General features: G+C 46.4%; 24 protein-coding genes. 2 read left to right on the top strand and 22 right to left on the bottom strand.

Translation table 11 applies throughout. The features are described from left to right. Nucleotides 1-12: 12 nt before the first annotated feature. The 6 genes from ACTNEN_RS01295 to pyrH all read right to left on the bottom strand — a co-directional run bounded on the left by ACTNEN_RS01295 (nt 13) and on the right by pyrH (nt 5397). Nucleotides 13-1221, bottom strand: a complete 1209-nt coding sequence (locus ACTNEN_RS01295) for a M50 family metallopeptidase (RefSeq protein WP_441204252.1) — start codon at nt 1219-1221, stop codon at nt 13-15. Between the two features lie 32 nt (nt 1222-1253). Further along, on the bottom strand, nt 1254-2414 hold the full coding sequence (locus ACTNEN_RS01290; protein WP_441204251.1) for a 1-deoxy-D-xylulose-5-phosphate reductoisomerase: 1161 nt from the start codon (nt 2412-2414) through the stop codon (nt 1254-1256). Between the two features lie 65 nt (nt 2415-2479). Further along, complete coding sequence (locus tag ACTNEN_RS01285) at nt 2480-3337, bottom strand: phosphatidate cytidylyltransferase (RefSeq protein ID WP_441204250.1); 858 nt, start codon at nt 3335-3337, stop codon at nt 2480-2482. Next, the gene (locus tag ACTNEN_RS01280) at nt 3309-4091 is read right to left on the bottom strand and encodes an isoprenyl transferase (RefSeq protein WP_441204249.1); all 783 of its coding nucleotides are present in this window, start codon (nt 4089-4091) and stop codon (nt 3309-3311) included. Before ACTNEN_RS01280 ends, ACTNEN_RS01285 begins: the two co-directional genes overlap by 29 nt. Then, on the bottom strand, nt 4088-4642 hold the full coding sequence (gene frr / locus ACTNEN_RS01275; RefSeq protein WP_441204248.1) for a ribosome recycling factor: 555 nt from the start codon (nt 4640-4642) through the stop codon (nt 4088-4090). The genes ACTNEN_RS01280 and frr overlap by 4 nt, the downstream gene beginning before the upstream one ends. Nucleotides 4643-4689: 47 nt before the next feature. After that, entirely contained in the window at nt 4690-5397 is a 708-nt protein-coding gene (gene pyrH, locus ACTNEN_RS01270) for a UMP kinase (protein WP_441204247.1), read from the bottom strand. Between the two features lie 533 nt (nt 5398-5930). Between pyrH and ACTNEN_RS01265 the strand changes: the two genes are divergently transcribed. Both ACTNEN_RS01265 and ACTNEN_RS01260 read left to right on the top strand, forming a co-directional pair. After that, nucleotides 5931-6854, top strand: a complete 924-nt coding sequence (locus ACTNEN_RS01265; protein ID WP_441204246.1) for an MBL fold metallo-hydrolase — start codon at nt 5931-5933, stop codon at nt 6852-6854. A gap of 40 nt (nt 6855-6894) precedes the next feature. Beyond that, nucleotides 6895-8190 carry an SLC13 family permease gene (locus tag ACTNEN_RS01260; RefSeq protein WP_441204245.1) on the top strand — a complete coding sequence of 432 codons (1296 nt, stop codon included), beginning with the start codon at nt 6895-6897 and terminating at the stop codon, nt 8188-8190. Between the two features lie 39 nt (nt 8191-8229). Here the strand turns inward: ACTNEN_RS01260 and ACTNEN_RS01255 are convergent, their stop codons facing one another. From ACTNEN_RS01255 to rpsB, 16 genes are all read right to left on the bottom strand, one after another. Next, nucleotides 8230-9132: a LysR family transcriptional regulator gene (locus ACTNEN_RS01255; RefSeq protein ID WP_441204244.1), complete on the bottom strand. Its 903-nt coding sequence runs from the start codon at nt 9130-9132 to the stop codon at nt 8230-8232. Between the two features lie 120 nt (nt 9133-9252). Next, nucleotides 9253-10248 (bottom strand): Kae1-like domain-containing protein, encoded by a 996-nt coding sequence (locus tag ACTNEN_RS01250; RefSeq protein ID WP_441204243.1) that lies wholly within the window; start codon nt 10246-10248, stop codon nt 9253-9255. A gap of 37 nt (nt 10249-10285) precedes the next feature. Continuing rightward, a complete protein-coding gene (locus tag ACTNEN_RS01245; protein WP_441204242.1) occupies nt 10286-11770 on the bottom strand; it encodes a DUF1846 domain-containing protein in 1485 nt (494 codons plus the stop codon). Between the two features lie 154 nt (nt 11771-11924). Then, a complete protein-coding gene (locus ACTNEN_RS01240; RefSeq protein WP_441204241.1) occupies nt 11925-13343 on the bottom strand; it encodes an MATE family efflux transporter in 1419 nt (472 codons plus the stop codon). A 52-nt stretch (nt 13344-13395) separates the two neighbouring features. After that, entirely contained in the window at nt 13396-14469 is a 1074-nt protein-coding gene (gene fliB / locus ACTNEN_RS01235; protein ID WP_441204240.1) for a flagellin lysine-N-methylase, read from the bottom strand. Continuing rightward, nucleotides 14466-15422 carry a tRNA dihydrouridine synthase gene (locus ACTNEN_RS01230; protein ID WP_441204239.1) on the bottom strand — a complete coding sequence of 319 codons (957 nt, stop codon included), beginning with the start codon at nt 15420-15422 and terminating at the stop codon, nt 14466-14468. The genes fliB and ACTNEN_RS01230 overlap by 4 nt, the downstream gene beginning before the upstream one ends. Nucleotides 15423-15539: 117 nt before the next feature. Beyond that, nucleotides 15540-16664 carry an SLC13 family permease gene (locus ACTNEN_RS01225; protein ID WP_441204238.1) on the bottom strand — a complete coding sequence of 375 codons (1125 nt, stop codon included), beginning with the start codon at nt 16662-16664 and terminating at the stop codon, nt 15540-15542. Beyond that, nucleotides 16645-17514 carry a YitT family protein gene (locus ACTNEN_RS01220; protein WP_441204237.1) on the bottom strand — a complete coding sequence of 290 codons (870 nt, stop codon included), beginning with the start codon at nt 17512-17514 and terminating at the stop codon, nt 16645-16647. Before ACTNEN_RS01220 ends, ACTNEN_RS01225 begins: the two co-directional genes overlap by 20 nt. A 54-nt stretch (nt 17515-17568) precedes the next feature. Beyond that, the gene (locus ACTNEN_RS01215) at nt 17569-18429 is read right to left on the bottom strand and encodes a patatin-like phospholipase family protein (protein ID WP_441204236.1); all 861 of its coding nucleotides are present in this window, start codon (nt 18427-18429) and stop codon (nt 17569-17571) included. A gap of 43 nt (nt 18430-18472) precedes the next feature. After that, the gene (locus ACTNEN_RS01210) at nt 18473-19267 is read right to left on the bottom strand and encodes a L,D-transpeptidase family protein (RefSeq protein ID WP_441204235.1); all 795 of its coding nucleotides are present in this window, start codon (nt 19265-19267) and stop codon (nt 18473-18475) included. A 64-nt stretch (nt 19268-19331) separates the two neighbouring features. Beyond that, nucleotides 19332-20045: an MBL fold metallo-hydrolase gene (locus tag ACTNEN_RS01205; protein ID WP_441204234.1), complete on the bottom strand. Its 714-nt coding sequence runs from the start codon at nt 20043-20045 to the stop codon at nt 19332-19334. 24 nt (nt 20046-20069) lie between these two features. Next, on the bottom strand, nt 20070-21452 hold the full coding sequence (locus ACTNEN_RS01200) for an MATE family efflux transporter (protein WP_441204233.1): 1383 nt from the start codon (nt 21450-21452) through the stop codon (nt 20070-20072). A gap of 107 nt (nt 21453-21559) precedes the next feature. Continuing rightward, nucleotides 21560-22336, bottom strand: coding sequence for a tRNA pseudouridine(38-40) synthase TruA (truA, locus tag ACTNEN_RS01195; protein WP_441204232.1), 777 nt, complete (start codon nt 22334-22336; stop codon nt 21560-21562). A gap of 18 nt (nt 22337-22354) precedes the next feature. Next, nucleotides 22355-22699, bottom strand: a complete 345-nt coding sequence (locus ACTNEN_RS01190) for an acylphosphatase (RefSeq protein WP_441204231.1) — start codon at nt 22697-22699, stop codon at nt 22355-22357. A 157-nt stretch (nt 22700-22856) separates the two neighbouring features. Beyond that, the gene (tsf, locus tag ACTNEN_RS01185) at nt 22857-23789 is read right to left on the bottom strand and encodes a translation elongation factor Ts (protein WP_441204230.1); all 933 of its coding nucleotides are present in this window, start codon (nt 23787-23789) and stop codon (nt 22857-22859) included. 88 nt (nt 23790-23877) lie between these two features. Then, nucleotides 23878-24627 (bottom strand): 30S ribosomal protein S2, encoded by a 750-nt coding sequence (rpsB, locus tag ACTNEN_RS01180; protein WP_441204229.1) that lies wholly within the window; start codon nt 24625-24627, stop codon nt 23878-23880. Between the last annotated feature and the right edge of the window lie 103 nt (nt 24628-24730).

Below are 24730 nucleotides of genomic sequence, written 5' to 3'. Positions count from 1 at the left end.
ATATGTTTTATTTTAACCTCCGATATTCTGATACGCTCCGGTGATGACATTAAAAATATCGTTACCTAACACAAGTACCATGATAAGCAGCAATAAAATCATGCCGATTTCGTTGATCCTCGCTTCCCATTTCGGGTCAAGTCTGTGACGGGTAAGCATCTCACCCAGGATCATAAACAACCGCCCGCCGTCCAGCGCAGGGACAGGCAGCAGATTCATGACACCAAGATTGGCACTCAGCATGACACTTAATTCCAGTAGTACGATCAAGGCGGCACGCATGCCATACTGCGAGGACTCCTGCACAGTATCACCGATGACGGATACTGTACCGACCGGTCCCATGACTTCATTTCGATGCACCTGACCGCGCGCAATCATTCTGAGACTCTCAATCACGATTGAGATATTGTAGCGAAGCTCATAAAAGCTGTCCTTTATCAGTTCTCCGGGGCTTGCAGCCTGGACTCTGCCGCTGAAAAAGCTGATTCCGAGCCGGTATTTGCCGTCGGACGCAGAATATACGGGATGCAGTGCCACAGTATGCTTTTCTCCGTTTCGGAGGAAGCTTACATGAATCTCGGAGTTCCCGGAAAAATCCGGCTGATGTACATAGAGCCAGATGTAGAGATCCCGGAAGGAGCCGGTTGACTTATGATACCTGCCGTCAAGATCAATCCCGGTCATGAGATCAAGATCCGATAAGGTCATGCCGCTGTTATCCTGATATACGGTAAAGCCCGCTTTTGATGCCGGAGATCCTTCCAGCGTACCCATGATATAGGGCTTATCAAATCCGCTCATCGCGATCATGATGACTGCAAGCAGAAAGGCAAGCAGAAAATTGTTAAACACACCGGCAATACAGATGATAAAGCGCTTCCATGCAGGTTTATCCTGGAAGTTCTGTGCCTTAAGCTCTGATGCCTTGATGCGGACGCCGTCATAGTCCATATATCCATCCGTGCCTTCGGTACCCTCCGCAGTGGAAAAATCTCCGGATCCGGCATCATCCTCTCCGAGCATGGCACACGATCCTCCAAAAGGCAGCAGCTTTAAGGAATACCTGGTATTGTGCACGACTCTTGACAAAAGCCTCGGTCCCATGCCGATGGAAAATTCCAGGACAGCCACACCGCAGGCTTTTGCCGCGAGGAAATGTCCGAGCTCATGAAAAAAGACCAGAAATCCAAGTGCCAGTATTGCAACAATAATACTCAATGAAACAAATCCTCCATGAAACCAAGCGTGAATTATCGATGTGTCAGTACAGAATGCTCACGGACATAGGAACGCGCCCAGCATTCTGTCTCAAGGATCTCCTCCAGCGTCGGGCTGGGAATGATGTCGGATGCATGTGCATCCATGGCTTCCTCAATGACATCGGCAATCTCAAGGAAATCGATGCGGTCCTCAAGAAACATCGCCACCGCTTCTTCGTTCGCTGCATTATAAACGGTTGGCATGGAACCTCCTGTGGCACCCGCCTGGATGCCGAGCTTCAAACCCTTAAAGGTCTCAAGATCAGGCTCTTCAAAGGTCAATGTACCAAGCTTCGCAAGGTCCAGGCGTTCATCCTTTAACAGCGGATGCCGGTCCGGAGCATACAGGGCATACTCAATCGGGATCCGCATATCGGGGAGACCGAGCTGTGCTTTGATAGAGCCGTCTACATACTGCACTGCCGAGTGCACGATACTCTGTGGCTGTACTACGACCTTGATTTTATCCACTGGTACATCAAAAAGCCACTTTGCCTCGATCACCTCCAGTCCCTTGTTGACCATCGTAGCGGAATCAATGGTGATTTTCCGACCCATGGACCAGTTGGGATGCTTCAGGGCATCTTCTTTGGTTTTTCCGCGAAGCTCCTCACGCTTTTTTCCACGGAAAGGACCGCCGGAAGCCGTCAGCAGGATGCGTTCGATGCGGTTGTGACATTCGCCGTTAAGAGACTGCCAGATGGCAGAATGCTCGGAGTCGATCGGTTTGATTTCAATACCCTGAGCTTTTGCAAGCGGCATTATGATATGTCCCGCGCAGACCAGAGTTTCCTTGTTGGCAAGCGCGACCATTTTGTGTGCCTTCAGCGCTGCAATAGTCGGCTGGATACCGATCATCCCGACTACGGATACGATCACTTCCTCGCAGCTATGCATCGTGGCAAGCTCGATCAGACCATCCATACCGGATAAAACCCTTACCGGTAATCCGTAGGTCCGGAATGCTTCTGCCTTAGCTTTATCATAAACACAGACAGCTTCCGGATGCAGCAGTTTTACCTGATCACGCAGCAGCTCGATGGAGCCATATGCAGCAAGTCCTACGACGTGAAAATCCGGATCATCTTTTATAACGTCAATCGCCTGTGTACCAATGGAACCGGTACTGCCCAGAATGACAATATTTCGCATGTTGCCTCCTAATGTATGCAATTAGAGAAATAAGAGGTCAGGTAACCCCGGCCTCTCATGTAGAATCATTTTATAAATGTCAGTGCAAAGTATATGACCGGAGCGGTAAAAATCATGGAATCAAAGCGATCCATGATTCCGCCATGACCCGGAATCAGATTACTGTAGTCCTTGATGCCGTAATCCCGCTTGATGCCGGATGCAGTCAGATCACCGATCATGGAAATCAGTGCGGCGATTGCACTTGCAATTGCCGATGTTAGCGGCGGATTGGCAACCATTGTAAAATGCCTTCTAAAAAGAAATGCATAGAGGAATCCCAGCAGTGCCGCACCAAGGACACCGCCGACGGCACCCTCGATCGTTTTTTTAGGGCTTAAAATCGGTGTCATTTTATGTTTCCCGATCAGCATACCGACACAGTAGGCACAGGTATCACTGCCCCAGCTTGCGATAAATATAAGCCATACCAGAAACTTGCCATCCGGCATTTCTCTTGTAAGATAGAGATACGAGGTCATGACCCCGGCATATACTACGCACATAAATGCCTTGGCAACCATCGAGATCTTATATGCCGGATAGGTAATGACATAAAATGCCATCAGCGCCATCAGAGATACAATGATGTTAAGGGTAAAATACTCCCCCGGATGAAACAGCATCAGAATATAATACGCGATGACTGTGAGATATCCTACATACCCGAGAGACTTTTTCTCTATGCCAAATACACGGTACAGCTCAAAAAGCCCGAGCAGTGAGATCAGCAAGGTAGTAAAGAACAAAGGCATACCGCCGCTCGGAACTACAACCGCCGCAATCGCGATGAGCAGGATACCACTGATCAGCCGCTTCCGGAAGGAACTAAGCTTCCGTTCATTCTGCCCCTTCTTAAGTTCCTGATTTTCCTGATCTGTCATAGTTATCTGTAGTTTTCAGCCTGCCGCCGAACCTTCTTTCTCTTGAATTATAATTATCAATGGCTTTAAGCAGCTCATCCTTGTTAAAGTCCGGCCAGAGCACAGGCGTAATATAGTATTCTGCATACGCACACTGCCAGAGCAGGTAGTTGGAAAGACGCAATTCTCCCGAAGTTCGGATGACGAGATCCGGATCCGGCATACCGGCAGTGTCCAGATATCCGGCAAACTCCTGCTCGGTCAGCGCTTCAATTTCCTCTACCGTTTTACCCTCTTTGAGAGCCTCCAGCGTATATTTCCGCACGGCACGCACGATTTCATCTCTGGAACCGTAATTTACCGCAAACACAAAGGTCATGCCGGTATTAGCCGCAGTTTCCCGCTCCAGCCTGTCAATGCCATCCTGAATATCCTTTGCAAATCGGGAACGCTCCCCGATCATTCGTGCACGCACATTATACTCATTTGCCACTTTGATGAGCTTTACCATATAAAAGCGGAACAGATTCATGAGCGCGCCGACTTCCTCCTGCGACCGCTTCCAGTTCTCCGTGGAAAAGCCGTAAACCGTAAGGTATTCTACCCCAAGTCTTGCTGCATCCGCGACAATCTGCTCCAGTGTCTCGCAACCCTTTTTATGTCCCATGGCACGAGGCAGCCCGTGACGAGCCGCCCACCTGCCATTTCCATCCAGGATGATTGCAATATGACGAGGAATTTTTCTGCCCTCCGGGTTGACTACATCTCCTGTCATATCGTCATTAGTTCCTTGTTCTTGGCTTCTACGGACTTGTCAATCTTATCGCACATATGATCTGTCAGATCCTGAATATCCTTGGTCTCCCGCTTCAAATCGTCCTCTGTGATTTCGGATGACTTCTCCAGCTTCTTGGCAAGGTCCATCGCATCACGGCGAATGTTACGGATGGCAATTTTAGCCTCCTCGCCCTTTTTCTTTACATCCTTGGTAAGCTCCTTACGTCTCTCCTCGGTAAGCTCCGGGAATACCAGACGGATCACAGAGCCGTCATCCGTCGGATTGATGCCGAGATCCGACATATTGATGGCTTTTTCAATGGCTCTCAGCATGGACTTGTCCCAGGGCTGGATCTGGATCATTCTTGCTTCCGGTACGGAAATATTAGCGACCTGCGCAATCGGAGTCTGTGCTCCGTAATAATCAATTTTAATACGATCAAGGACATGAGGGTTGGCGCGGCCTGCACGGATCGCGGCAAGCTCCTCCATCAGATTGTCGTGGGTCTTATGCATTTTTTCAATGTAAATTGTAAACTGGTCATCCATATAGATATCCTCCTTGTTGAAGCTTTGATTCTGATTATATAAAGAAATTACTGAACAGTTACACGGGTTCCGTTAATTTTACCCTTAAGGGCATTGGCAATGCCATCCTTTTCATTAAGCGAAAAGATAGCGAGCGGCATATGGTTTTCCATGCAAAGCACGGATGCCGGCAGATCAATGACACCGAGACGCTTTTCCACAACCTCGGAAATAGAGATGGTATCAAAGCGCTTTGCATCCGGATTGGTCTTGGGATCGCTGTCATAAACACCATCCACAGCCTTTGCAAGGAGGATTTCCTGACACTCCAGCTCCACGGCACGCAGTACTACTCCGGTATCGGTGGAGAAGTAAGGATGTCCTGTACCTCCGGCACAGAACAATACATAGCCTTTTTTCATAAGCTTTACAGCCTTATCCTTATTAAAAAGCTCCGCAATATCTCCGATTCCGATGGCGGACATCACCTTGGTTTTCATGCCGGCAGCGCGGAAAATCTCGGATACATAGACGCAGTTCATTACTGTGGCAAGGATGCCGACCTGGTCTGCCTTGTAGCGGTCCACGGTCTCCGACTGTCTGCCTCTCCAGAAATTGCCTCCGCCGATCACAATAGCAATCTCGACGCCGTCATCTACGGCTGACTTCACCTGCGTTGCCACCGCACGGATGGTATCATCATCAAATCCAAAATGCTTATCTCCGGCAAGTGCCTCACCGGAAAGCTTGAGCATGACTCTTCTTGTTTTAGACATATCTGAATTTCTCCTTCTTGAGATGATCTTATTTTACCACAAGGACCCAGGAACGGCAATTTCTATTGTTTCTGATTCTGATAATCCTTCTCAAGATCAGGATTTCATTACGACCGGGCAGTTACAAGCCCACGACCTTTAGGTCGTGGGTAGTTGACAGCTTGTGACAAGAACGTTTGGGTCCTTTTTATAGGTCTTGTTTCCCAGAGCATCGTAACGGTACTCTGGGAAATAAGACAGTAGTAGACACGATTCTAAAGAAATCATGTATCCCTATTTTTCAATAATCGTGTCTACCTAATTTTAAAAACTATAGTTTCTCACTCTTAATTTGAAAAATTACCCCATTAATCATCTTTAGCTTTCCCTCTTTCTGTAACATTTCCTATATATCTCATTTATCTTTAGATAACATTTTGTAATAATTATATAACAGCAATACATTTGATCTATATTTATATGCCTGATATAGTCAAATCATGGGGGTAATTCTGAGCTTATTACCACATATATCAAATTGGAGGTGACACAAAATGTCAAAACCCTATGTAGAAAAAATTTCTTCCCTGGCACTAAAAATTCGCTGGATTTCAGTCCAATGTTATGAAATTGTACTTCCCAATGGAAAGGTTATTGTTACGGACCCTTTTTATTTGGATGCAGACAAATTTGATAACATGACAGACTTAAGTGAAAAAGAAAAAATGGTTCGGACTGTTTATGCACAGCGTGGATTCAATGTAGAAAACTTTACGGGCGCCGATTATATTATTTTGAATCATGTACATGGTGACCATTGTAACCTCATTGGACAACTATGGAATAAGTTTTATGGGCGCATATTATGCCCGGCATACTGCTGTGAGGAGGCAGCCAAAATTTTTGACATTCCATATGGAGCTTTCTATCCGTTAGCTCCCGGGAACACATATTATTTTGATGATTTTACTTTGAAGACTTACCCTGGAGCACACGATAATCGTGCATTTCGCGAAAACCGGTTTCATAGGCCAAGCAATTCCAAGACTTTGTACGAAGGCACGGAGGACTTTGACATTCCTGTTCCAAATAGGCTGGGTCCCTTAGGCTCTATTTTTAACATTAACTACATTATCGAAACACAACAGAATTTCAAAATTGACTTTTCTGCAGGGCGCGATTTTGAAGAACATGTGAAACATGTGGCAGATGAAAAACCCAATTTAATGCTCCGGCATCGAATCAGAACTTACACGCCGGAGTACTGTGCAGAGCAGATTTTAAAAATGGGAGCACAATTAATGATGCCGCTTCATCATAATAATGCACGTGCAAATGGAGAGGACTTGAATGATTACTTCGAAAAAGTAAATACTATTCTTGAAGCGTCAGGAAGCACGGCAAGGGCCTTCAATCCGGAGCCTTACAAATGGTATCAAATCAATCTCTCAATTATAGAGGATGCACCAAAGGAATAAAGCTTGTGTTACTTAATTCAATGCAGGAAAGGAGATCCATATGTCTACTCAGATTTTAATTGTTTTTATCGTAGCATTGCTCATGATCATAGGTTTTGCCTCAAACAAATTTTCATACCCGGCTGTGGCAATTAGTGTAATTGTCATTTTAGAAATAACCGGAGTATTGCCTGCTGAAAAAGCATGGGCAGGCTTTTCAAGTTCTACCGCCATTCTCTTTGCCAGTATGTTTGTTTTATCTGCAGGGCTGGCCAAGACCTCGCTATTGTCAAGACTTTCTTCTTTGATTGTTCCTGAAGGCAGCAGTGAGCGAAGAGCTGTTATCGGTTGCGGCCTGCTTTCTATCTTTTTGACAATTTTCAGCAACACATCTTCAACAATGGCAACACTGATTCCTATTTGTTATAATGTCGCTGAAAAAGCCAAAATTTCACCAAAACGTCTTCTGAAGCCGGCAGTGGATTTATCAAGTATCTGGGCCGGCGTAATTCCAGTCGGACTCGGACTCACTGCGTACAGCGTCAGCAATCAAATGATGGAGTCTCTTGGCGGAAATCCCAACTTTACACTAATGACATTTGTAATCGCAAGATTGCCGATCGTTTTAATCATTTCACTTTTTATTTTCGCAGTCGGATATCGTTTTACACCGGACAATTACACGGGGATTGATACTCTGAAATTCAGTCAAAGCAACGGAAAAGGGCAAGATAAGACAACCCTGTCTTCTGGAAAGGAAAAACTGACCTTTATCATTTTCACTTTAACCATAGCCGCAATTGTCATTTCAAATTATATAAAAATAATTAACGCAGCTGCATGTGCAGCAATAGGCGCACTCCTTATGGTGTTCACTGGCATACTAACCGAAAAGGAGGCAATGAAAGCAATCAATCTTAAAGTAATTTCCATCTATGCAGGCACAATCTGTTTAGCTGCGGGAATTAATGCATCTGGCGCTACAGATGTAATTTCGAATTTTATGCAGAATATTTTAGGAGGGATTACAAATCCATATCTTATCGCCTTTATTCTGGTAATGGCGTCAACAATATGTACGCAATTCATGAACAATTCCAGTACCTTGAATATTTTTAGAATATTAGCAGCCGTGATCAGCGTAGCTTGCGCATTCGATGCTCGATCCGCCATGGTTGCAGTTGAAATGGGAGCAACATGTTCCGTTCTTCTTCCAACTGCATCTGCAACGCAGGCTATGGTATTTGCCGAAGGCGGCTACTCTGTAAAAGAGTATGTAAAAGCCGGCCTTCCCACTTTTATCCTGTATATGATTTTATATATGCTGTGGGTACCGACAATCTACCCTGCCCTTTGAATCTAATTCACCTTTACCTTAATGGCACCAGGGGATCATTTATCTGCTTAGTTCACAGATCATCGAAATAAGTGTTTTGAGAGGCTCAGAAAGGGCCAGATCAGACCGGTAAACAAGATAAACAATCTGCTTAATGGGTTTGATGTTTCTGAATGACAGATAACTGATCTCCCGGGTGTCTAAAGGTACAGACATAAAGGCTGATATCCCTATTCCATAACGTACTGCATCAATAATACTTCTTACATCATCCACATTCATAATAATATTGGGATGAATATCATATCGCCTGAATAACTCACGAATCAATCGTCCGGAATTTGTATTTTCATGAACCATAATAAACTTCTGCTGATTCAAAGATGAAGTATCCACAACAGGATACGGATAGCCATCTTCCTTTATGGCTGTTGAAACAAGAGGATTTGTACTGGCAGACGCAATGGATAAGTACGAAGTTCCGATAGGCTGATACGTATATCCCACATGTTGCTCAACATTCATAATAACAGCCAGATCTAGATTCCTGTTCTGCAAAGCTTCGAATAAATGACGACTACTAGCGACAGACGTATAAATATTAATATCCGGATAGAGCGCAACAAATCTGTGTAAAATATTATGCAATAAACCGCTGGAACGTCCCACGGGATAACCGATGCGAATTCTCTTAAACTGCTTTATTTTATCATATCTAAGCTGGACTGCTAAATCCTGATCTAATCGCAGGATTTCACGCCCCGCCTCAATATACTTCTGTCCGGCTTCTGTAGGAATAAACTGCTTCCCATTACGAACAAAAAGACTCATCCCGATTTCATCTTCTATACGCTGAAGAAATTTTGTCAGCGCCGGTTGAGAAATGAATAATTGTTCTGATGCTTTAGTAATACCACCTTGGTTCGCTATAGAAACAATATATTCGTAGTCTTTAATATTCATATAGATCCCTGCCTGTTATCACGACCGCTCAAAACATTAAAATAATTGTATCAATCAGAAAATAATTTGTAAATATTAATTACTTACATCATCCAATACACTGGCTGCTAAAGAGGTGGGCTATAAGAATGTATACCGATGAAGCTCAATATTTAATCCCTGTAGAACTGCACCAAAGCAAAGAACCGGCCCTTCCTTAAGATTTTCCCTCTGGCGGATCCCGGAAATCGCTTCCTGAAACAACTGCTTTATTGCAAGGAGCATGAATGCTGCAAGCCTTTCCGCATGCTTAAGCGCATCCTTTTCCTCATGATATTTTAATGTTCCGGAAGCTTCCCGGATTTTCCATTGCACATGTTCCTTCAGCACAAGCTGAAACAGAAGATCCGTTTCCAACTGGCACAGACAATCTGTCTCCTCTGGCAGAAGCTTTATCCATTCCGTATTTTCCCAAAGCTCTGCCGGGGATTCCTCCGGAAGCTCTGAGAAGCGCCGTGCTGTGGATTCCCGGATCGTAAGAAACTGTGACATAAGAGGCTCCAGCACTTTCCCGCCGTCTTCCATGCTGCTTAAGCAGGACAGCCATGCCAGTCCTCTTTTGCAAAGCTCCTTCCATCCGGAGAAACCAAGCACTGCTGCAGCTGCATCCAGGTAATCACTGAGCGCTGTGGTGCTGATGGTTCCCTGCTGCTTCTCCAGCGTCACCATGAGACGCCGGAGCGAGTTAAGATCCAGGAGCCCGAGTGTACGGGACAGCTCTTCTGCTTTCTCTCTTGCAATAAAGCTCTCGATTTCCGGATCCACACGGTTCTGTAAGCATGCGATCTGATAAATCATGGATACGGCAAGTACTGCCTTTTCGGTCTCGTCACTCAGGACTTCCGGTTTCAGAAAAGGATGAATGGAGGCAAGCCTTATAATGCGTCCGCTCCTTGCAAGCAGCAGTTCCCCGCCCCAGAGAGAGCCATCCGGCGCCTTTTCCGGGATATCCCCGCAAATGCCAAATACCGGAAGCTGTCGAGACTCCTCCGGCAGAAGCGCAAGCTCCTTCTGAAAATGTGCAACGACGGGATTCTCATATCTATCCTGAAGGGAATGGTTTTGCATGTTCAACATTTTCATTATCCTTTTCTTTTGCTTTAGATCCGGATGATCAGCGGTGATACAGCTTTTTGGACTGGTACACCGGCTCGCATGTGAGATTCACACCCAGCTTTTTAAAGATTTTTTCATCGACACTGGAGAGAATGACCGTAGAGTGGGCTTCACAACCTGTGAGGTTTACAAGCTGCTGCATACAGAGCTCTGCATTACTGTCAGAGTTTGCGCAGATCGTAAGCGCAATCAGAACTTCATCCGTATGAAGCCTCGGATTATGGTTTCCGAGATGTGCAAGCTTTAAATGCTGGATCGGCTCGATTATTTCCGGTGCAATCAGGTTTACAGAATCGTCCAGTCCTGCCAGTGTTTTCAGCGCATTTAACAGCATAGCAGCACAGGCTCCAAGCAGCGGGGAGGTTTTACCGGTTACAATCCTGCCGTCCTGCAGCATGATTGCGGCAGCAGGTCCGCCGGTAAGCTCTGCTTTCTGTTTTGCAGCGGATACGACCGGACGTTCAGAAGTCGTAATACCGGCTTTTTCCATCAAAAGCTCTTCTTTATCGACGATTTCCTGCCTGCCTCTTCCCTTCCGGAGATCTACAAGCGCATCATAATATCTCCGGATAATCTCCTGCTTTGCGGCGGCGCAGACAATTTCGTCATCCACAATGCAGTTTCCTGCCATATTGACACCCATATCGGTCGGAGATTTATAGGGAGATCTGCCATAGATTTTGTTAAACATGGCATTCAGAACCGGAAAGACCTCAACATCACGGTTATAATTTACCGTGGTTTTTCCGTAGGCTTCCAGATGATACGGGTCGATCATGTTGATATCATTGAGATCCGCGGTCGCCGCTTCATAGGCAAGATTTACCGGATGCTGGAGCGGCAGGTTCCAGATGGGGAAGGTCTCATACTTGGCATAGCCCGCATTCACACCGTGTACATGCTCCTGATAGAGCTGAGAGAGGCAGACTGCCATTTTACCGGATCCGGGACCCGGTGCCGTAACAACCACAAGACTGCGGCTGGTTTTAATGTAATCGTTTTTACCAAAGCCCTCCTCGCTGATGATCAGCGGCACATTGCTCGGATAGGAAGGAATGGAATAATGCCGGTACACCGTGATGCCGAGGGACTCCAGCTTCCGCTGATAGGCTGTGACGCTATCCTGTCCGTCAAAGCGCGTCAATACCACGGAACCGACATAAAGCCCGTAGCTCCGGAAGGCATCAATCAGGCGGAGAACATCCATATCATAGGTGATGCCAAGATCACCGCGGATCTTATTTTTTTCTATGTCACCGGAATTGATCACGATGACAATCTCCGCATCGTCCTTAAGCTGGGACAGCATCCGGATCTTACTGTCCGGCTGAAATCCCGGCAGTACCCGGGATGCATGATAATCATCAAAAAGCTTCCCTCCGAACTCAAGATAGAGCTTGCCTCCGAACTGATGGATCCGTTCCTTGATATGCTCTGACTGCATGCTGAGATATTTTTCATTGTCAAATCCGATTTTTGTCATATCTGCCCCTTTGCAAATCTATGTGTAATTGTAATATGGAAAATTATAAGTGGCGTGCATTTGTGTGTCAATCTGCATTCACATACAAAGATTGTACCCAAGCATGTTAAGCCGCGATGTAAGATAAATATGTAAGCGGTTTTGTGCGAGTCTCTCAGATCCCGTGTACCCTGGTATAGTGCCGGTAATACAGCATATAGAGTATCGATGTGACAGCCCAGGTGATAATATAGCTTAACATGACAGTCTTCACCGAGTGCCATCTTGGAACTGCCACGAGGATCCAGACGACCCGTAATACGCAGATGCCAAACAGGCTGATCAGCATAGGCCGCACGGCATCGCCCAGACCACGCAGTGTACTGGAAAAAACTTCGATTCCGATATACGTAAAATAAAACGGCGAGAGAAAGCGGACCATCATGGTTCCGATCTGAAGCACGGAGGCGTCCTCTGTAAAAAGCTGTAGTACCGTCGGACCGAAGATACAAAAGATGCTGCTGATGCTTACAAATACCAGTGTGATGATCACAAGCGCCTGCCGGATACATTGATGCAACCGGTGATAGAGACCAGCACCGTAATTTTGTCCGATAAAGGTCGTGATGGCAACGCCAAAGGAGCTGGAGATCAGCCAGAAAATGGCATCCAGCTTTTCATAGGCGGTCCAGGCAGCGACGTTGTTTGTGCCAAAGCCATTGATGCTGGTCTGAATCACAACATTGGATATGCTGTACATCAGTGCCTGCAGACCTGCCGGGATACCAATGCTTACGATTTTTTCAAGCTGCATGCGGTGCATCCGGATTTTCCGGGGAAACAGGCGATAGGATGCATGTGTCCTCATAAGGACGAGAACTGCCAGTACAGAGGAAATCAGCTGACATAGGATGGTTGCAATCGCTACGCCGGCAACACCCGTCCGAAATCCAAGCACCAGCAGGAGGTCCAGGAGGATGTTCAGAATGCAGCTTACGATCAGGAAATACAGCGGTCTTTTAGAATCCCCGACCGCGCGCAGGATGCTGGCAGCCATATTATAAAGGAGATTCGGCACCATACCTAGGAAATAAATCCGTAAGTATAGTGTGGTAAGCGGACGGATTTCCTCCGGCGTATGCATCCAGAGTGTAAACATGGGAGCCAGCACGGTTCCGATCAGCATAAGTCCCAGACCTGAGATGATGGAAAGCGCGATTCCAGTATGTACTGCGTGACTTAATTCCTCCCGCTTTTCAGCGCCGAAATATTGTGCACAGATGACACTTGCACCGGAGCTTAAACCCACGAAAAAACCGACAAAGAGGTTTACGATTACAGAGGAGGTTCCGCCGACCGCAGACAAAGCCTCTTTTCCCACAAAACGTCCTACAACGACAGCATCAATGGTGTTGTATAGCTGCTGGAAAAATGTACCGAAAATAAGAGGCAGTACATAACGGATCAACTCCTTCCAGATGACTCCGTTTGTAATCGCATTATAATCCTTACGGAGCTTCTGCTCGTTTTTTGTGCGCTGACGATGACCTGCCAGGTCCCGGATTACTTTTGCATTACTCATATCGGAAAGCATACTGCATGACTCCTCATCTCAAATTTCCATGTACATGTGCGTATGGGTTGTTTTATCCCTTATCAAAAGGAGCTTTCATAATCTCCACATTATCATCCGAATGTTCTACTTCCTTGGAATACAAATGACAGACGTCTGCCATGTCCATCTGCGTAAAGCTTCCGCCCTGCTCTTTAAAGCGAAGTACTGCCATCCGGAGGATGATCTTGAGTGAACGGATCAGGATCCGTAGAGACCGCATGAGATCTCCATCCATCGACGCATCAATAAAATAGCGATAGACAAAATATACCGAAAGTCTGCGGAACCAGTGTTCCCCCTGACTGCCGAGAGTCTTTTTAAAAAGCTTCAGCTGCTCATTAAAATCTGTTTCGGCGCATTTCCCAAGTTTATCAAGCTCGTTTGTCCATCGCTCATCCAGGACCTCAAGCTTTGTCATAAGCTGCAGCAGATCATCCGCAGTTTCAGAAATAAATGCTGCATTACGATGATGGTACGCCGCGGAGAGGACATTCGCCTCCTCTCCCTCAAGGATAGAAACAGATGGATCAAGGGATACAGCGTCCTCTACCAGGGAGATCACATCCTTTAGCTGTTCTGTAAGAGGGCGTGCCGGAGTTTCCTGGAGGATTTCGATCGCTTCATTACGAAGCGCTAATACGTGAACCAGCTCATTTTCCTCTTCCGGAGCAAGCTCCTCGCCTAGAACATCGTTTTCCGAACGTATATAATGCACCAGACCCGGATCACTGAAAAAAATCCGCCCGAGTTCCATACAGGAGAGGCTCATGTCAATTTGCTCATAGTTTCCGACGTCCATAAAATAGCGGGGATATTCGGTACATACCTGGCAGAGACTCTCCTCTCCGAGCTCTATATAGATATCACAGAGATTACTTTTGTTTAGAAACGGGCAGCGGTTCTCTTTTGTGAGAGGAAAATAAACTTCATCATTTTCTTCTTTAAGATGGCTCCGAAGCCGATCGCCAAACGGACCCTCCAGAGATTTATAATAGTTTAAGCTCTCTTCATCCACGTCCACTTCCCAGCCGGCACAGCAGGTGTCAGGGCAGCTTCCGCCAATACAGTGAAATTTTTCATAGTAATCCGGATATTCACAGATCATTTTTTTACCTCACAGGCAATGTCGCAGTTAGATAGAAGTACGTTTACAGAAGACAGATACTCTGCTCTTGTTTTGGCTTTCCGTATCTCCTTAAGATATCGATCTGATCCCGGAAACAGCGTACCTAAATAATTCCAGTTTTCCTTCATTTTAAAAAGAACATTTTTCTCCCCCGGGATTTCCTTTTCATAGCTTAAACGGAGAGTCCTTACATACTGGGAGACCTCCTCTTTGGTGATTCGTTTCCCACCGTTAATCTCACGAACCAGCGCAGGATTTCGTACCAGGCCTCTGCCAAGCATCACAGCCTCCGGTGTAAAGCCCCGGTCCTTAAGATAGCTCATGATATGCTGGTAATCCGACACGCTATTGATATCTCCATTATAAACCACCGGAGCCTTACTTTTAAGTGCCATTGCAAGAAATGCATCAAGATTTACAGGATTCCGGTACAGATCCTTCTGAACTCTCGGATGAATCGTAAGCTCAGAGATCGGATATTGATTATAGATCCGGATGATTTCCAGAGCCTCTCCCGGATCCTGGATGCCGAGTCTCGTTTTGATGGAAATTTCAGGCGTGAGCCGAAGCTTTTCGATCTCTGTAAATGAGGTTTCCAGAAAGTCGTTCAGCCGGTCAGGATCACGCAGAAAACCGGAGCCCTTTCCTTTGGCAACGACAGTTCCAGAGGGACAGCCAAGGTTAAAATTCACTTCCCGGTAGCCTCGCTGCTCCATTGCTTCTACAGCCCATACAAAATGCTCGGGATTTCCTGTGAGGATCTGTGGAACAACATTGATTCCGGTATTGTTGGCAGGATCCACGTCCCGGCCTTCTCTTCCGGTAAAACGGCCGGCTTCATTTGCTGATAAAAACGGGGTATAGTATTTATCAATCCCTGGGAAAAAGGCATGATGTGTGTTTCTGAGAGGATAGCCTGTGATGCTTTCCATTGGAGCATAATAAAACTTCATAGCAAAGGTTTGAATGTCTTTCTTTAATAAATAAAATCGTGAGCGTAATCGAAACAGCAGATTCTGGAAAACAAAGCGGCAGATTCCGGAGCAGCTCTATACATCTCCCAGGAAAAATGCAAGGAAGTATAAAACCACCAGAATCTGTACATTGACCCAGGTAAAGTGAATCAGGTATTTCTGCCGGTCTGCATGAGACGACTCTGTGTACAGACGGTAGGTGATGAGACTTGCCATGGAGGCGATCAGGGTACCTAGACCTCCGATATTGGTTCCGACAATCAGGTTCCGTCCATTGGTTGTAAAACTGGAGAGAAGGATCGCGGCAGGGACATTACTGATGATCTGAGAGGAAAGCACCGCAATCAGTGTTTCTCTGCCCTCGATGATCTGCATGATCTGATTGCTTATGGCAGGGATCCGTGCAGTATTTCCCACAAAAATAAAGAAAAAGACAAAGGTCAGTAAGAGGGAGTAATCCACTGCGTGGAAGATGCTTTTATCCATTAGCAGTATCCCGGCAACTGTAATGAGCAGCAGCAGTCGAACATCCAGAACTCTTGCGACAGAGAGCATTGCGAGCACAAACAGCAGGAGATATCCGAGAAGCTTTTTCTTATCCGGATGGAAGTCACCGTTTAGGCTTACATCCGGCAGCGTGCCGGACATATGGTGAAACGTCACTGTATACAGGATCACCAGGCATAAAGATGCCAGTGTAAATGGAAGCATCAAAAGCAGAAAGGACCCAAGACTATAGCCGTATGCTGCATAGAGATAGAGATTCTGCGGATTGCCAAAAGGAGTAAACATACTGCCAAGATTTGCCGCCACAGTTTCAATCACCAGCACATGGATCCGCGCGGATGTGTCCTCCACCTTTTGAAATATCATCAAGGTAAAGGGCACCATAGTCATCAGTGTAATGTCGTTGGTGAGGAACATGCTGGCAATAAAACATAGCAGCACTAAAAACAGCGCCATGTTCCGTGTGGAATGTATCTTTTTTGTCAGCTTCCCGGATATCATCTCAAAAATACCGATACGATTCAGTCCTGCTGTGACGCTCATGATCGAGAATAAAAGTATCAGCACCCGGTAATTGATATAGCTTCCGTATTTATAATCCGGCGGTACAAGAAAGCAGGAAACCAGAGCCAGCAGGAAGGCTGCTGACAGAACGGTCTCGCTTTTTACTAATTTAATCAAACGTTTTTCCATACTGCTTTTTCCAGGTAAATCCCTCTCCATGCACTTCTCTCACATCTGAAATTATGACAAATGCCTCCGGATCCACGGCACGGACCAGATCCTGCACCAGCGCAGCCTCTCGGTTAGAAACCACACAGTACAGCATCATGGCATCTCTCCCGCTGTACATACCCCTGGCAGGGATCCCGGTTACACCCCGGTCCAGCTCATGGATGATTTTATCTGCGATCTGGTCTGACTTCCGCGATATGATATAGGCAACCTTGGCAAAATGCATACCATCAATAATATTACTGGAAATGCGGGAAAAAATATAGATGGATACAATCGCATACATGGAGCGGAACACTCCAAACATACCTATCCCCAGGATCACAATCAGTGAATCAAGGACCTGCATGATTTCAGCTAAATTTACATGGCGGAGCCGGGACTGTATGATTGCGGCAAGCAGATCGGTGCCTCCAGTGGTTGCCATAGCGACAAATACAAGACCGGATCCGACGCCCATCAGGATTCCTCCAAAAACAGAAGCCAGGAAAAAGTCCTGATCCGGGATCAGATTGATGTCCGGCAGTAAAATTAAAGCCAGTGAAACCAGCATTGTGGCAAAAAGCGTCCTTTTTAGAAACTTCCATCCCTTTACAAAATACCCGCCGATAAAGAGAGGAATGTTAATGATGGTATTGCTGACCCATAGAGGCACATTGGTGAGACGCTTTATAATAATTGCAAGTCCCCCGACACCTCCGGTTACAAGCCCAGCCGGATCATAAATGTTTTTAGACGCAATGCTTACAAGAATTGCGCCGACAAGAATCATAAGATAATCTCTGAATGGTGTTCGCCTTGACAGCATCATAGCTCCTTAAAAAATATGCCTGGCCAGAAGTCTGGTCAGGCCAGGATCGTATCAACGGATCGAGAGAAATTCCCTGAGCTCGGGCAGTCTTTTTAGCATTACCGATCTGCCTTCCTCGTATACACGTTTTAATTCCTCCGGATTTTTTTCGGTCCTTGAGATCCCGAGAGATTTCTCCGGTCGGATCACAAACGCCCTGCCGGCATGTTCCGCTTCGTGAATGTAGTCGAGCTGTTCGTTGTACATGGCAGGCCGCTCCTCCATGGCTTTTACGATTGCCGGATACTTCCGGAGCGCCTGCTTCATCAGAGCCCAGCCCTTCGGGAGCTTTTTTCTGAAACCATCCGGCTGTGTCAGCACTACGACATTATGTTCATAGCCTATGTGTTCAAAAAATTGAAGAGGGATAGAATTAGAAATGCCTCCGTCCAGAAGCTCATACCCATCCACTAAAACCGGACGCGCAACGGTAGGCATGGAAGCACTTGCCCGGAACCACTCCAGTTCATCATGACGTGTTTTGCTTGTGCCGGCTCTATGGTATACTGGCTTTCCGGTTTTGACATCCGTGGCGACGATATAAAACTCCATCGGATTTTTAAGATAGGTATCCCAGTCAAACGGGTCCAGTGTTTCAGGAATCGTATGATAGCAGAACTCGGCATTGTAGAGATTCCCGGTCCGGATCAGGGACTCGAGACTACAGTAACGCTTATCCCCGGCATATTTCAGATTATAGCGGATGGTTCTCCCGATCTGATGAGATTTCATATTACATCCAAATGCGGCACCCGCAGAAACACCGACCATACCATCAAAGCTGATATTGTTTTCCATCATGACATCCAGAATGCCGGCGGTAAACATGCCTCTCATGGCACCGCCCTCAAGGATCAAGCCTGTCTTTGCCAAGTTTTGCTTCCTCCATTTCACAGATTATACAGAATTAAAATGATTAATAGCTTGCAATATCAGACTGTTCCGGCACAATGATCATGCGGACACCGTCATGGCATTTTGCAAGAAGTGCCGTCATATTGCTCTCCTCTACGCTGACGCAGCCCGCCGAGCTCCAGGTCGCAGGATTTTTAATATGGAGAAAAATCGCGGAGCCTCTGCCATACACGACAGGATCCTGATTAAAACCGATGGCAAGTGCCTTTTTATAGCAGATCGTATACTCGCTTAAATGCTCTCCGGCAATTCTTTTACTGCTCTCCACCCAGGTGTTGTAGCTTGCCTTCTCACCGGACCAGTAGGAATCGGGGCTTATGCTTCTCCACGTAAGAGCTGTGCCGGGATTCTCTCCAAAGCCGAATGCAAAAAGAATCGGAAATGTCCCGATCGGCGTGGTTCCATCTCCCTCTACACGCACTGCTGCAGGCTTCATGCCATTTCTTCCGTATCCGCAGTATACGTCCATCTGCTTTGTAAAGGAACCGTCTGCATTTTTATCCCAGAGTGTAAGATTATGATCCACCACCAGGATGATCTGATCGGTAAGAAGCGCTGTTTTGGACTTACGAAGCAGCGCTTCTCTTTCTGCATCGGTATCCTGAACAGTTACATCTGCAGCTGTCAGAGGATAGAGTGCTTCTTTTTTAGCGGAGGTCGTGAGTGCTCCGGCTCCTGTACCACTTTGTTTGTACCTGAGATTCATCCCCGGGCCTGTTTCCGCAAGTGCTGTGAAGCCAAGACACAGTAGGGTGATGCATATAGCAGCAAGATATTTACATAGTTTATTTTTCATTTTGCAACAACTCCTTTGACATCTATGATAATGCACGATGGAAAGAGGGTAAAGAACATATCTCTTACCTTTTACTTACACTGTCCGGGATCAGGAAGCAGTCCTCAAAATGAAAGGCATCCCGATACGGTCGAAGCTCTGCCTGTGATAGATATGCACGAGATCCGTCAAGGTCGTCCCAGTAATGCATCGGAAATACATATTCTGCACCGACATGCTCCATAAAGTAGAGGACACCATCTGCACCATGCTCCTCCAGACGGCTGTCCAGCGGCAGAAATGCCACTTCGATTTTTTTGCCCTGTAATAGATCTATTTCCTTATGGTAGTGCTCGATCTGCCAGAGATTGTCCTGGTCCGGTTCTCCATTCCAGTACCAGAGATTCAGGTCACCGGCATGATAGAACGTATGCCCTTCCGCCTCGATATAAAATGCTACGCCCAGATCTGTGGAAAACAGCGTCTCTACATGGATACCGTCGATATCGTAGCTTTTATGCGGCATAACAAAGCAGATATCAGCCGCAGGATCTGTAGCTTTTGCATGGATGTCGTTGGACAAGATGTAATGTACTGTCCTGCCGGGCTGCATCAGCTTAAAAATCGATGGATTAAAGTGATCTCCATGTGCATGCGATGCAAAAACGAAATAGGTTTTTTCTCTGCTGGTATCAGCTTTTGTAAATTCCGGCAGTACCCCCTTATACCAGTCAAAAATAAGGATGCAATGCGTGAGCTCAACGGCAAACCCGCTGTGATAGATATGTGTAATTTTCATTTTGCTGCCTCTGATTCTATACTTTTAAGGTTCTGTACTATTTTGGTCCATTTCCCGGAAAAAGGAAATGGTGATTGGTATGGTGATAAGAAATGTGCAGGCATCTGCCACCGCCTGGGAAAACTCCAGTCCAAGCATACCAAAAAAATGAGAGAAAATCAGTACAAATGGAATCAGAAACAGACCGGCACGTGCGGCGGACAGGATCGACGCCTTGACACCGCTTCCTGAGGACTGGAGCATCATGCTGGACATCACTGAGGTGGCTGCCAGAGGAAACACAAGATTCTGGAATCTGAGTGCTACTGTACCAATGGCTACAACGTCCGGATCATCCCGGAAAAAGCGGATAATCGCCGGGGCAAAGCCAAGGCTTACTACTGCAAATATGCTAAGGAGTATGGTGCCATATTTTACACAGAACCAGAAGGCATCCTTTACTCTGCGATAGAGTCCGGCTCCATAGTTAAAGGAGACTACCGGCTGGAAGCCCTGTCCAAAGCCAATCAGTGCCGCATAGCTCAGCATCATGACTCTGGTGACGACGGACATTCCGGCAATAGCTGCTTCGCCGCCGATTAAACCGGCGGTAGTATTGAGTACCATCGTGGAGACTGCATTGAGACCCTGACGGGCGAGTGACGGGAAGCCTCCATTCACAATCTCCAGAAAATAATGACGGGTACAGCGTGCATTTTTTATATGGAGATGGATATTTGGTCCCTGATAGGTTCCTATGAAAAGGATGCAGAAGCTTATGAGCTGGCTGAGTATTGTAGCAAGCGCAGCACCGGCAACGCCCATATGGAGGCGGAAAATAAAGATCGGATCCAGTCCGATATTGATGACGGCACCGGAAACAAGACCCACCATAGCATAGGCGGCACTTCCCTGAAAACGGAGCTGATTATTGATGACAAGCTGGGAGCACATAAAAGGTGCCCCAATCAGTATAAAGCGTAAATATGCCTTGGCGTCGGGGATGATGGTGTCTGTAGCGCCCAGGAGGCGGACCAGAGGGTCCAGAAGCAGCAAGCCGGTTACAGAAAACGTAAGCCCCAGCAGAAATGAGAGGACAAAGCCGGTGGCAGCCATTTCTGAAGCCTCCGAGGTATCTCCGGCGCCTAATTTACGAGATACATAATTGCCGGATCCGTGACCGCAGAAAAATCCGAGCGCCTGGATGATCGACATCACAGAAAATGAGATTCCTACGGCCGCGGTAGCGGCTGTCGAAATTCTGCCTACAAAAAAGGTATCTGCCATGTTGTATAAGCTGGATACCAGCATACTGATAATGGTTGGTACAGACAGCTCACAAACCAGCTTTGGAACCGGAGTTTCTGTCATGTAAATATATCGTTTTGTTCTTGCCTCATCTGCGCTGCTCTGCTGCTTTTCTTTCATAATTTTACTCATTCTGTAATTCTATAAGCTTGTACTGATATTTACTCCGGTAACTGTTTCCGGCTCTTTATTTCCGGCTCGTATTTTAAAGCTTGTATTAGGCTCAGTTAATCATAATCCACTTTCATAAGGCAGAGACCGGCAGCCTCTGCTGTATAGCCTGCCATTTTCCGGTCTTTAGCGTTAAGGATTGCTGTGATTTCTTCAGGACGCCTCTTGCCTGAGCCGATTTCCAAAAGCGTCCCGGTCATAATCCGGACCATATTTTGCAGAAAACCGTTTCCATGATAATAAAAGCGGATATAGGGACCGGTTTCTGTGATTTCAATCGAGTCCACATTGCGAACCGTAGACTTTTTCATATGGGAGTTTCCACAGAAGCTCTTGAAATCATGCTCTCCCATTAAAAGTGCGGCGGCTTCCCGCATCCTGTCAAGATCCGGATGATACTCAAGCACCGTAAGATATTTCCGCTCAAATACAGGCTTGGAGCTGCCATAGTAGCATGTATAGCGGTAGGTTTTCCCGCTTGCGTTAAAGCGGCTATGGAAACGGTCGCTGCAGATTTTCAGTTCATTAATACTGATATCCTCCGGCAGATACCGGTTCATCATATTACGAAGCGCTTCCTCTGTAAGATCGGTATCCAGGATAACATTGGCAGTCATGGCTCTGGCATGCACGCCGGCATCGGTACGTCCTGCTCCGATCACAGTCACAGGACAGCTTGCAAAGTCTTTAGGACGATAATCTTCGCCATACAGGATCCGGGATAATACGAGCTCCAGCTTCCCCTGAATGGTCATCTCTGTATTAGGCTGGTGTTCCCATCCGAAATAGCGGGAGCCGTCATAGCTTAAAATCATTTTATAATTATGCTTCACGTACAAATCTCCTGTAGGTTAGTATCCGATCACGCGGAAAGAGGATTCCATCACGGGATCCATGTTCTTCTGTTCCATATAGTCGATGGTTATATAACGTTGGTTTTGGATATCATCTAAAAACTCCATGAGATCCTCATGCTTTCCCTGGATTTCGCAGGTCACGGTTCCATCGTACTCGTTTCTGACCCAACCGGTCAATCCTAAGCGGGATGCAAGGTGATAGGCAGTATAACGGAATCCGACGCCCTGCACCTCGCCATGAAACACAATGTGCTTCCGGGTGAGAAGTTTTAGATACTGCCGGTCCTGATCGGACAGTGTGCTGTCCTTCCTGGCTTCCTTATCAAAAAAATGCAGCATATTCCATGCACCTCCTTAAGAAAACGAGAAAATATCTGTAAAGGCTGGAGAGCTATGTATTACGGAAATTAACGGATGTTAACAGTTATTACAGATATTAAAAAATACCCGGAAATTCCGGGTATTTTTATATTACAACCTTTTAAGGAAAAAATCCTTACTTTTTCATCTGCGCTGCAACTTCTTCTGCAAAGTTCTCGTTCTTCTTCTCAAGACCTTCACCAGTCTCAAAACGAACAAAGGTTACAAGCTGAATCTTGGCATTCTGCGCCTTAGCTACAGAATCAACATACTGCTGTACCGTCTGCTTGCCATCCTCGGCTCTTACATAAACCTGATCTACAAGGCAGATTTCCTTAAGCTCCTTGTTCAGACGACCCATAACCATACCGTTCAGAACCTTCTCAGGAGCATTTGGCTTTTCATTTCTTGCAGCCTCTGTAAGGATCTCAGTCTCCTTTGCAAGGAAGTCCTGATCTACTTCTGCTCTGGAAGTATACTTCGGGTTAAGAGCTGCGATCTGCATAGCAACGTTCTTTGCCATCTCTTCAACAGCCTCGTTAACAACATCAGACTTTACAGACAGGATAACACCGATTCTGCCGCCGGCATGTACATAGTCCTGTACAAATCCATCGTTCTGAACAAGCTTCTGGAATCTTCTGATGTGCATGTTCTCTCCGATGATGGAAATCTCCTCGGAAAGCTCCTGAGCAACGGTTCTCTCAGGATTGAGAGCCCACTTCTCATTGAGGAATGCATCGATATCCTGAGCTGTAGTGGTAAGAGCCTGTGCAGCAACCTCGTTGACATAATTCTGGAACTTTGCGTTCTTGGCAACGAAGTCGGTCTCTGCATTAACTTCAACTACAACGCCGGACTTTCTGTCATCCGCTACCTTAGTAAAGGAAACACCCTCAGCTGCAATTCTGCCTGCCTTCTTTTCTGCACCGGCAAGACCCTGCTCTCTGAGAACCTCTACTGCCTTATCCATATCACCATCTGCTGCAGCAAGAGCCTTTTTGCATGCCATCATGCCGGCTCCTGTCATATCACGTAACTGCTTAACCTGAGCTGCTGTAATTGCCATCTTGGTATCCTCCTTGGATATTTATAAGATAATAAGAAATCAGCGTCGCAGGCATGAGGGTCTGTAATGCTGATTTCCGGAAATTTTATTACTGGTTGTCTGCTACTACGGTTGCATCCTCAGCAGTTGCTGCGGCTGCTTCTTCCTCAGTCATATCGCCCTGCTTAGCCTCGATTACAGCATCAGCCATCTTGGATACGATCAGCTTGATTGCTCTGATTGCATCATCATTACCCGGGATGATGTAATCCAGCTCTTCAGGATCAGCATTGGTATCAGCAATACCAAAAATTGTGATTCCGAGAGACTGAGCTTCCTTAACGCAGATTCTCTCCTTCTTAGGATCAACGACAAAGATTGCATCCGGGATCCGGGTCATCTCCTTGATACCGCCGATGTTAGCCTCAAGCTTAGCCCACTCCTTCTTAATCAGAGTAACCTCCTTCTTTGGCAGAACATCAAAGGTTCCATCCTCGGACATCTTCTCGATTTCCTTAAGACGAGCAATACGGCTCTGAATGGTTTTGAAGTTGGTAAGCATACCGCCGAGCCATCTCTCGTTTACGTAGAACTCTCCACATCTCAGAGCCTCGGACTTAATAGCATCCTGAGCCTGCTTCTTGGTACCAACAAAAAGAACAGTGCCGCCGTCTGCAACAATCTTAACCATTGCATTGTAAGCATCATCTACCATCTTGACAGTCTTCTGAAGATCGATGATGTGGATACCATTACGCTCTGTGTAGATGTATGGAGCCATCTTAGGGTTCCATCTTCTGGTCTGGTGGCCAAAGTGTACGCCAGCTTCAAGGAGCTGCTTCATTCCAATTGCACTCATTTTATTACCTCCTGGTTTTTCTTCCATCTGATGCTGTGTGCATACCGACGATCACTTACAAAAAGCACCCAATCGGTTTTACATCAGATGTGCTTGATTGATA

Source organism: Oribacterium sp. HCP28S3_H8, assembly GCF_052064775.1.
Taxonomy (GTDB): domain Bacteria; phylum Bacillota; class Clostridia; order Lachnospirales; family Lachnospiraceae; genus Oribacterium.
The sequence above is the reverse complement of the archived record's forward strand: the minus strand, read 5'-3'. Positions and strand labels throughout refer to the sequence as shown.

What these genes read in the sequence shown, in the direction of transcription:
- fliB (WP_441204240.1), bottom strand. Translation starts at nt 14,469, where the DNA reads ATGATCTGTGAATATCCGGATTACTATGAAAAATTTCACTGTATTGGC.
- ACTNEN_RS01200 (WP_441204233.1), bottom strand. Translation starts at nt 21,452, where the DNA reads ATGAAAGAAAAGCAGCAGAGCAGCGCAGATGAGGCAAGAACAAAACGA.
- ACTNEN_RS01240 (WP_441204241.1), bottom strand. Translation starts at nt 13,343, where the DNA reads ATGCTTTCCGATATGAGTAATGCAAAAGTAATCCGGGACCTGGCAGGT.
- ACTNEN_RS01210 (WP_441204235.1), bottom strand. Translation starts at nt 19,267, where the DNA reads ATGAAAAATAAACTATGTAAATATCTTGCTGCTATATGCATCACCCTA.
- ACTNEN_RS01255 (WP_441204244.1), bottom strand. Translation starts at nt 9,132, where the DNA reads ATGAATATTAAAGACTACGAATATATTGTTTCTATAGCGAACCAAGGT.
- ACTNEN_RS01290 (WP_441204251.1), bottom strand. Translation starts at nt 2,414, where the DNA reads ATGCGAAATATTGTCATTCTGGGCAGTACCGGTTCCATTGGTACACAG.
- ACTNEN_RS01260 (WP_441204245.1), top strand. Translation starts at nt 6,895, where the DNA reads ATGTCTACTCAGATTTTAATTGTTTTTATCGTAGCATTGCTCATGATC.
- ACTNEN_RS01225 (WP_441204238.1), bottom strand. Translation starts at nt 16,664, where the DNA reads ATGGAAAAACGTTTGATTAAATTAGTAAAAAGCGAGACCGTTCTGTCA.
- ACTNEN_RS01230 (WP_441204239.1), bottom strand. Translation starts at nt 15,422, where the DNA reads ATGGAAAGCATCACAGGCTATCCTCTCAGAAACACACATCATGCCTTT.
- ACTNEN_RS01220 (WP_441204237.1), bottom strand. Translation starts at nt 17,514, where the DNA reads ATGCTGTCAAGGCGAACACCATTCAGAGATTATCTTATGATTCTTGTC.
- ACTNEN_RS01245 (WP_441204242.1), bottom strand. Translation starts at nt 11,770, where the DNA reads ATGACAAAAATCGGATTTGACAATGAAAAATATCTCAGCATGCAGTCA.
- pyrH (WP_441204247.1), bottom strand. Translation starts at nt 5,397, where the DNA reads ATGTCTAAAACAAGAAGAGTCATGCTCAAGCTTTCCGGTGAGGCACTT.
- ACTNEN_RS01190 (WP_441204231.1), bottom strand. Translation starts at nt 22,699, where the DNA reads ATGCTGCATTTTTTTGATAAGGAAGCCAGGAAGGACAGCACACTGTCC.
- ACTNEN_RS01285 (WP_441204250.1), bottom strand. Translation starts at nt 3,337, where the DNA reads ATGACAGATCAGGAAAATCAGGAACTTAAGAAGGGGCAGAATGAACGG.
- rpsB (WP_441204229.1), bottom strand. Translation starts at nt 24,627, where the DNA reads ATGAGTGCAATTGGAATGAAGCAGCTCCTTGAAGCTGGCGTACACTTT.
- ACTNEN_RS01280 (WP_441204249.1), bottom strand. Translation starts at nt 4,091, where the DNA reads ATGACAGGAGATGTAGTCAACCCGGAGGGCAGAAAAATTCCTCGTCAT.
- ACTNEN_RS01265 (WP_441204246.1), top strand. Translation starts at nt 5,931, where the DNA reads ATGTCAAAACCCTATGTAGAAAAAATTTCTTCCCTGGCACTAAAAATT.
- ACTNEN_RS01205 (WP_441204234.1), bottom strand. Translation starts at nt 20,045, where the DNA reads ATGAAAATTACACATATCTATCACAGCGGGTTTGCCGTTGAGCTCACG.
- ACTNEN_RS01250 (WP_441204243.1), bottom strand. Translation starts at nt 10,248, where the DNA reads ATGTTGAACATGCAAAACCATTCCCTTCAGGATAGATATGAGAATCCC.
- tsf (WP_441204230.1), bottom strand. Translation starts at nt 23,789, where the DNA reads ATGGCAATTACAGCAGCTCAGGTTAAGCAGTTACGTGATATGACAGGA.
- frr (WP_441204248.1), bottom strand. Translation starts at nt 4,642, where the DNA reads ATGGATGACCAGTTTACAATTTACATTGAAAAAATGCATAAGACCCAC.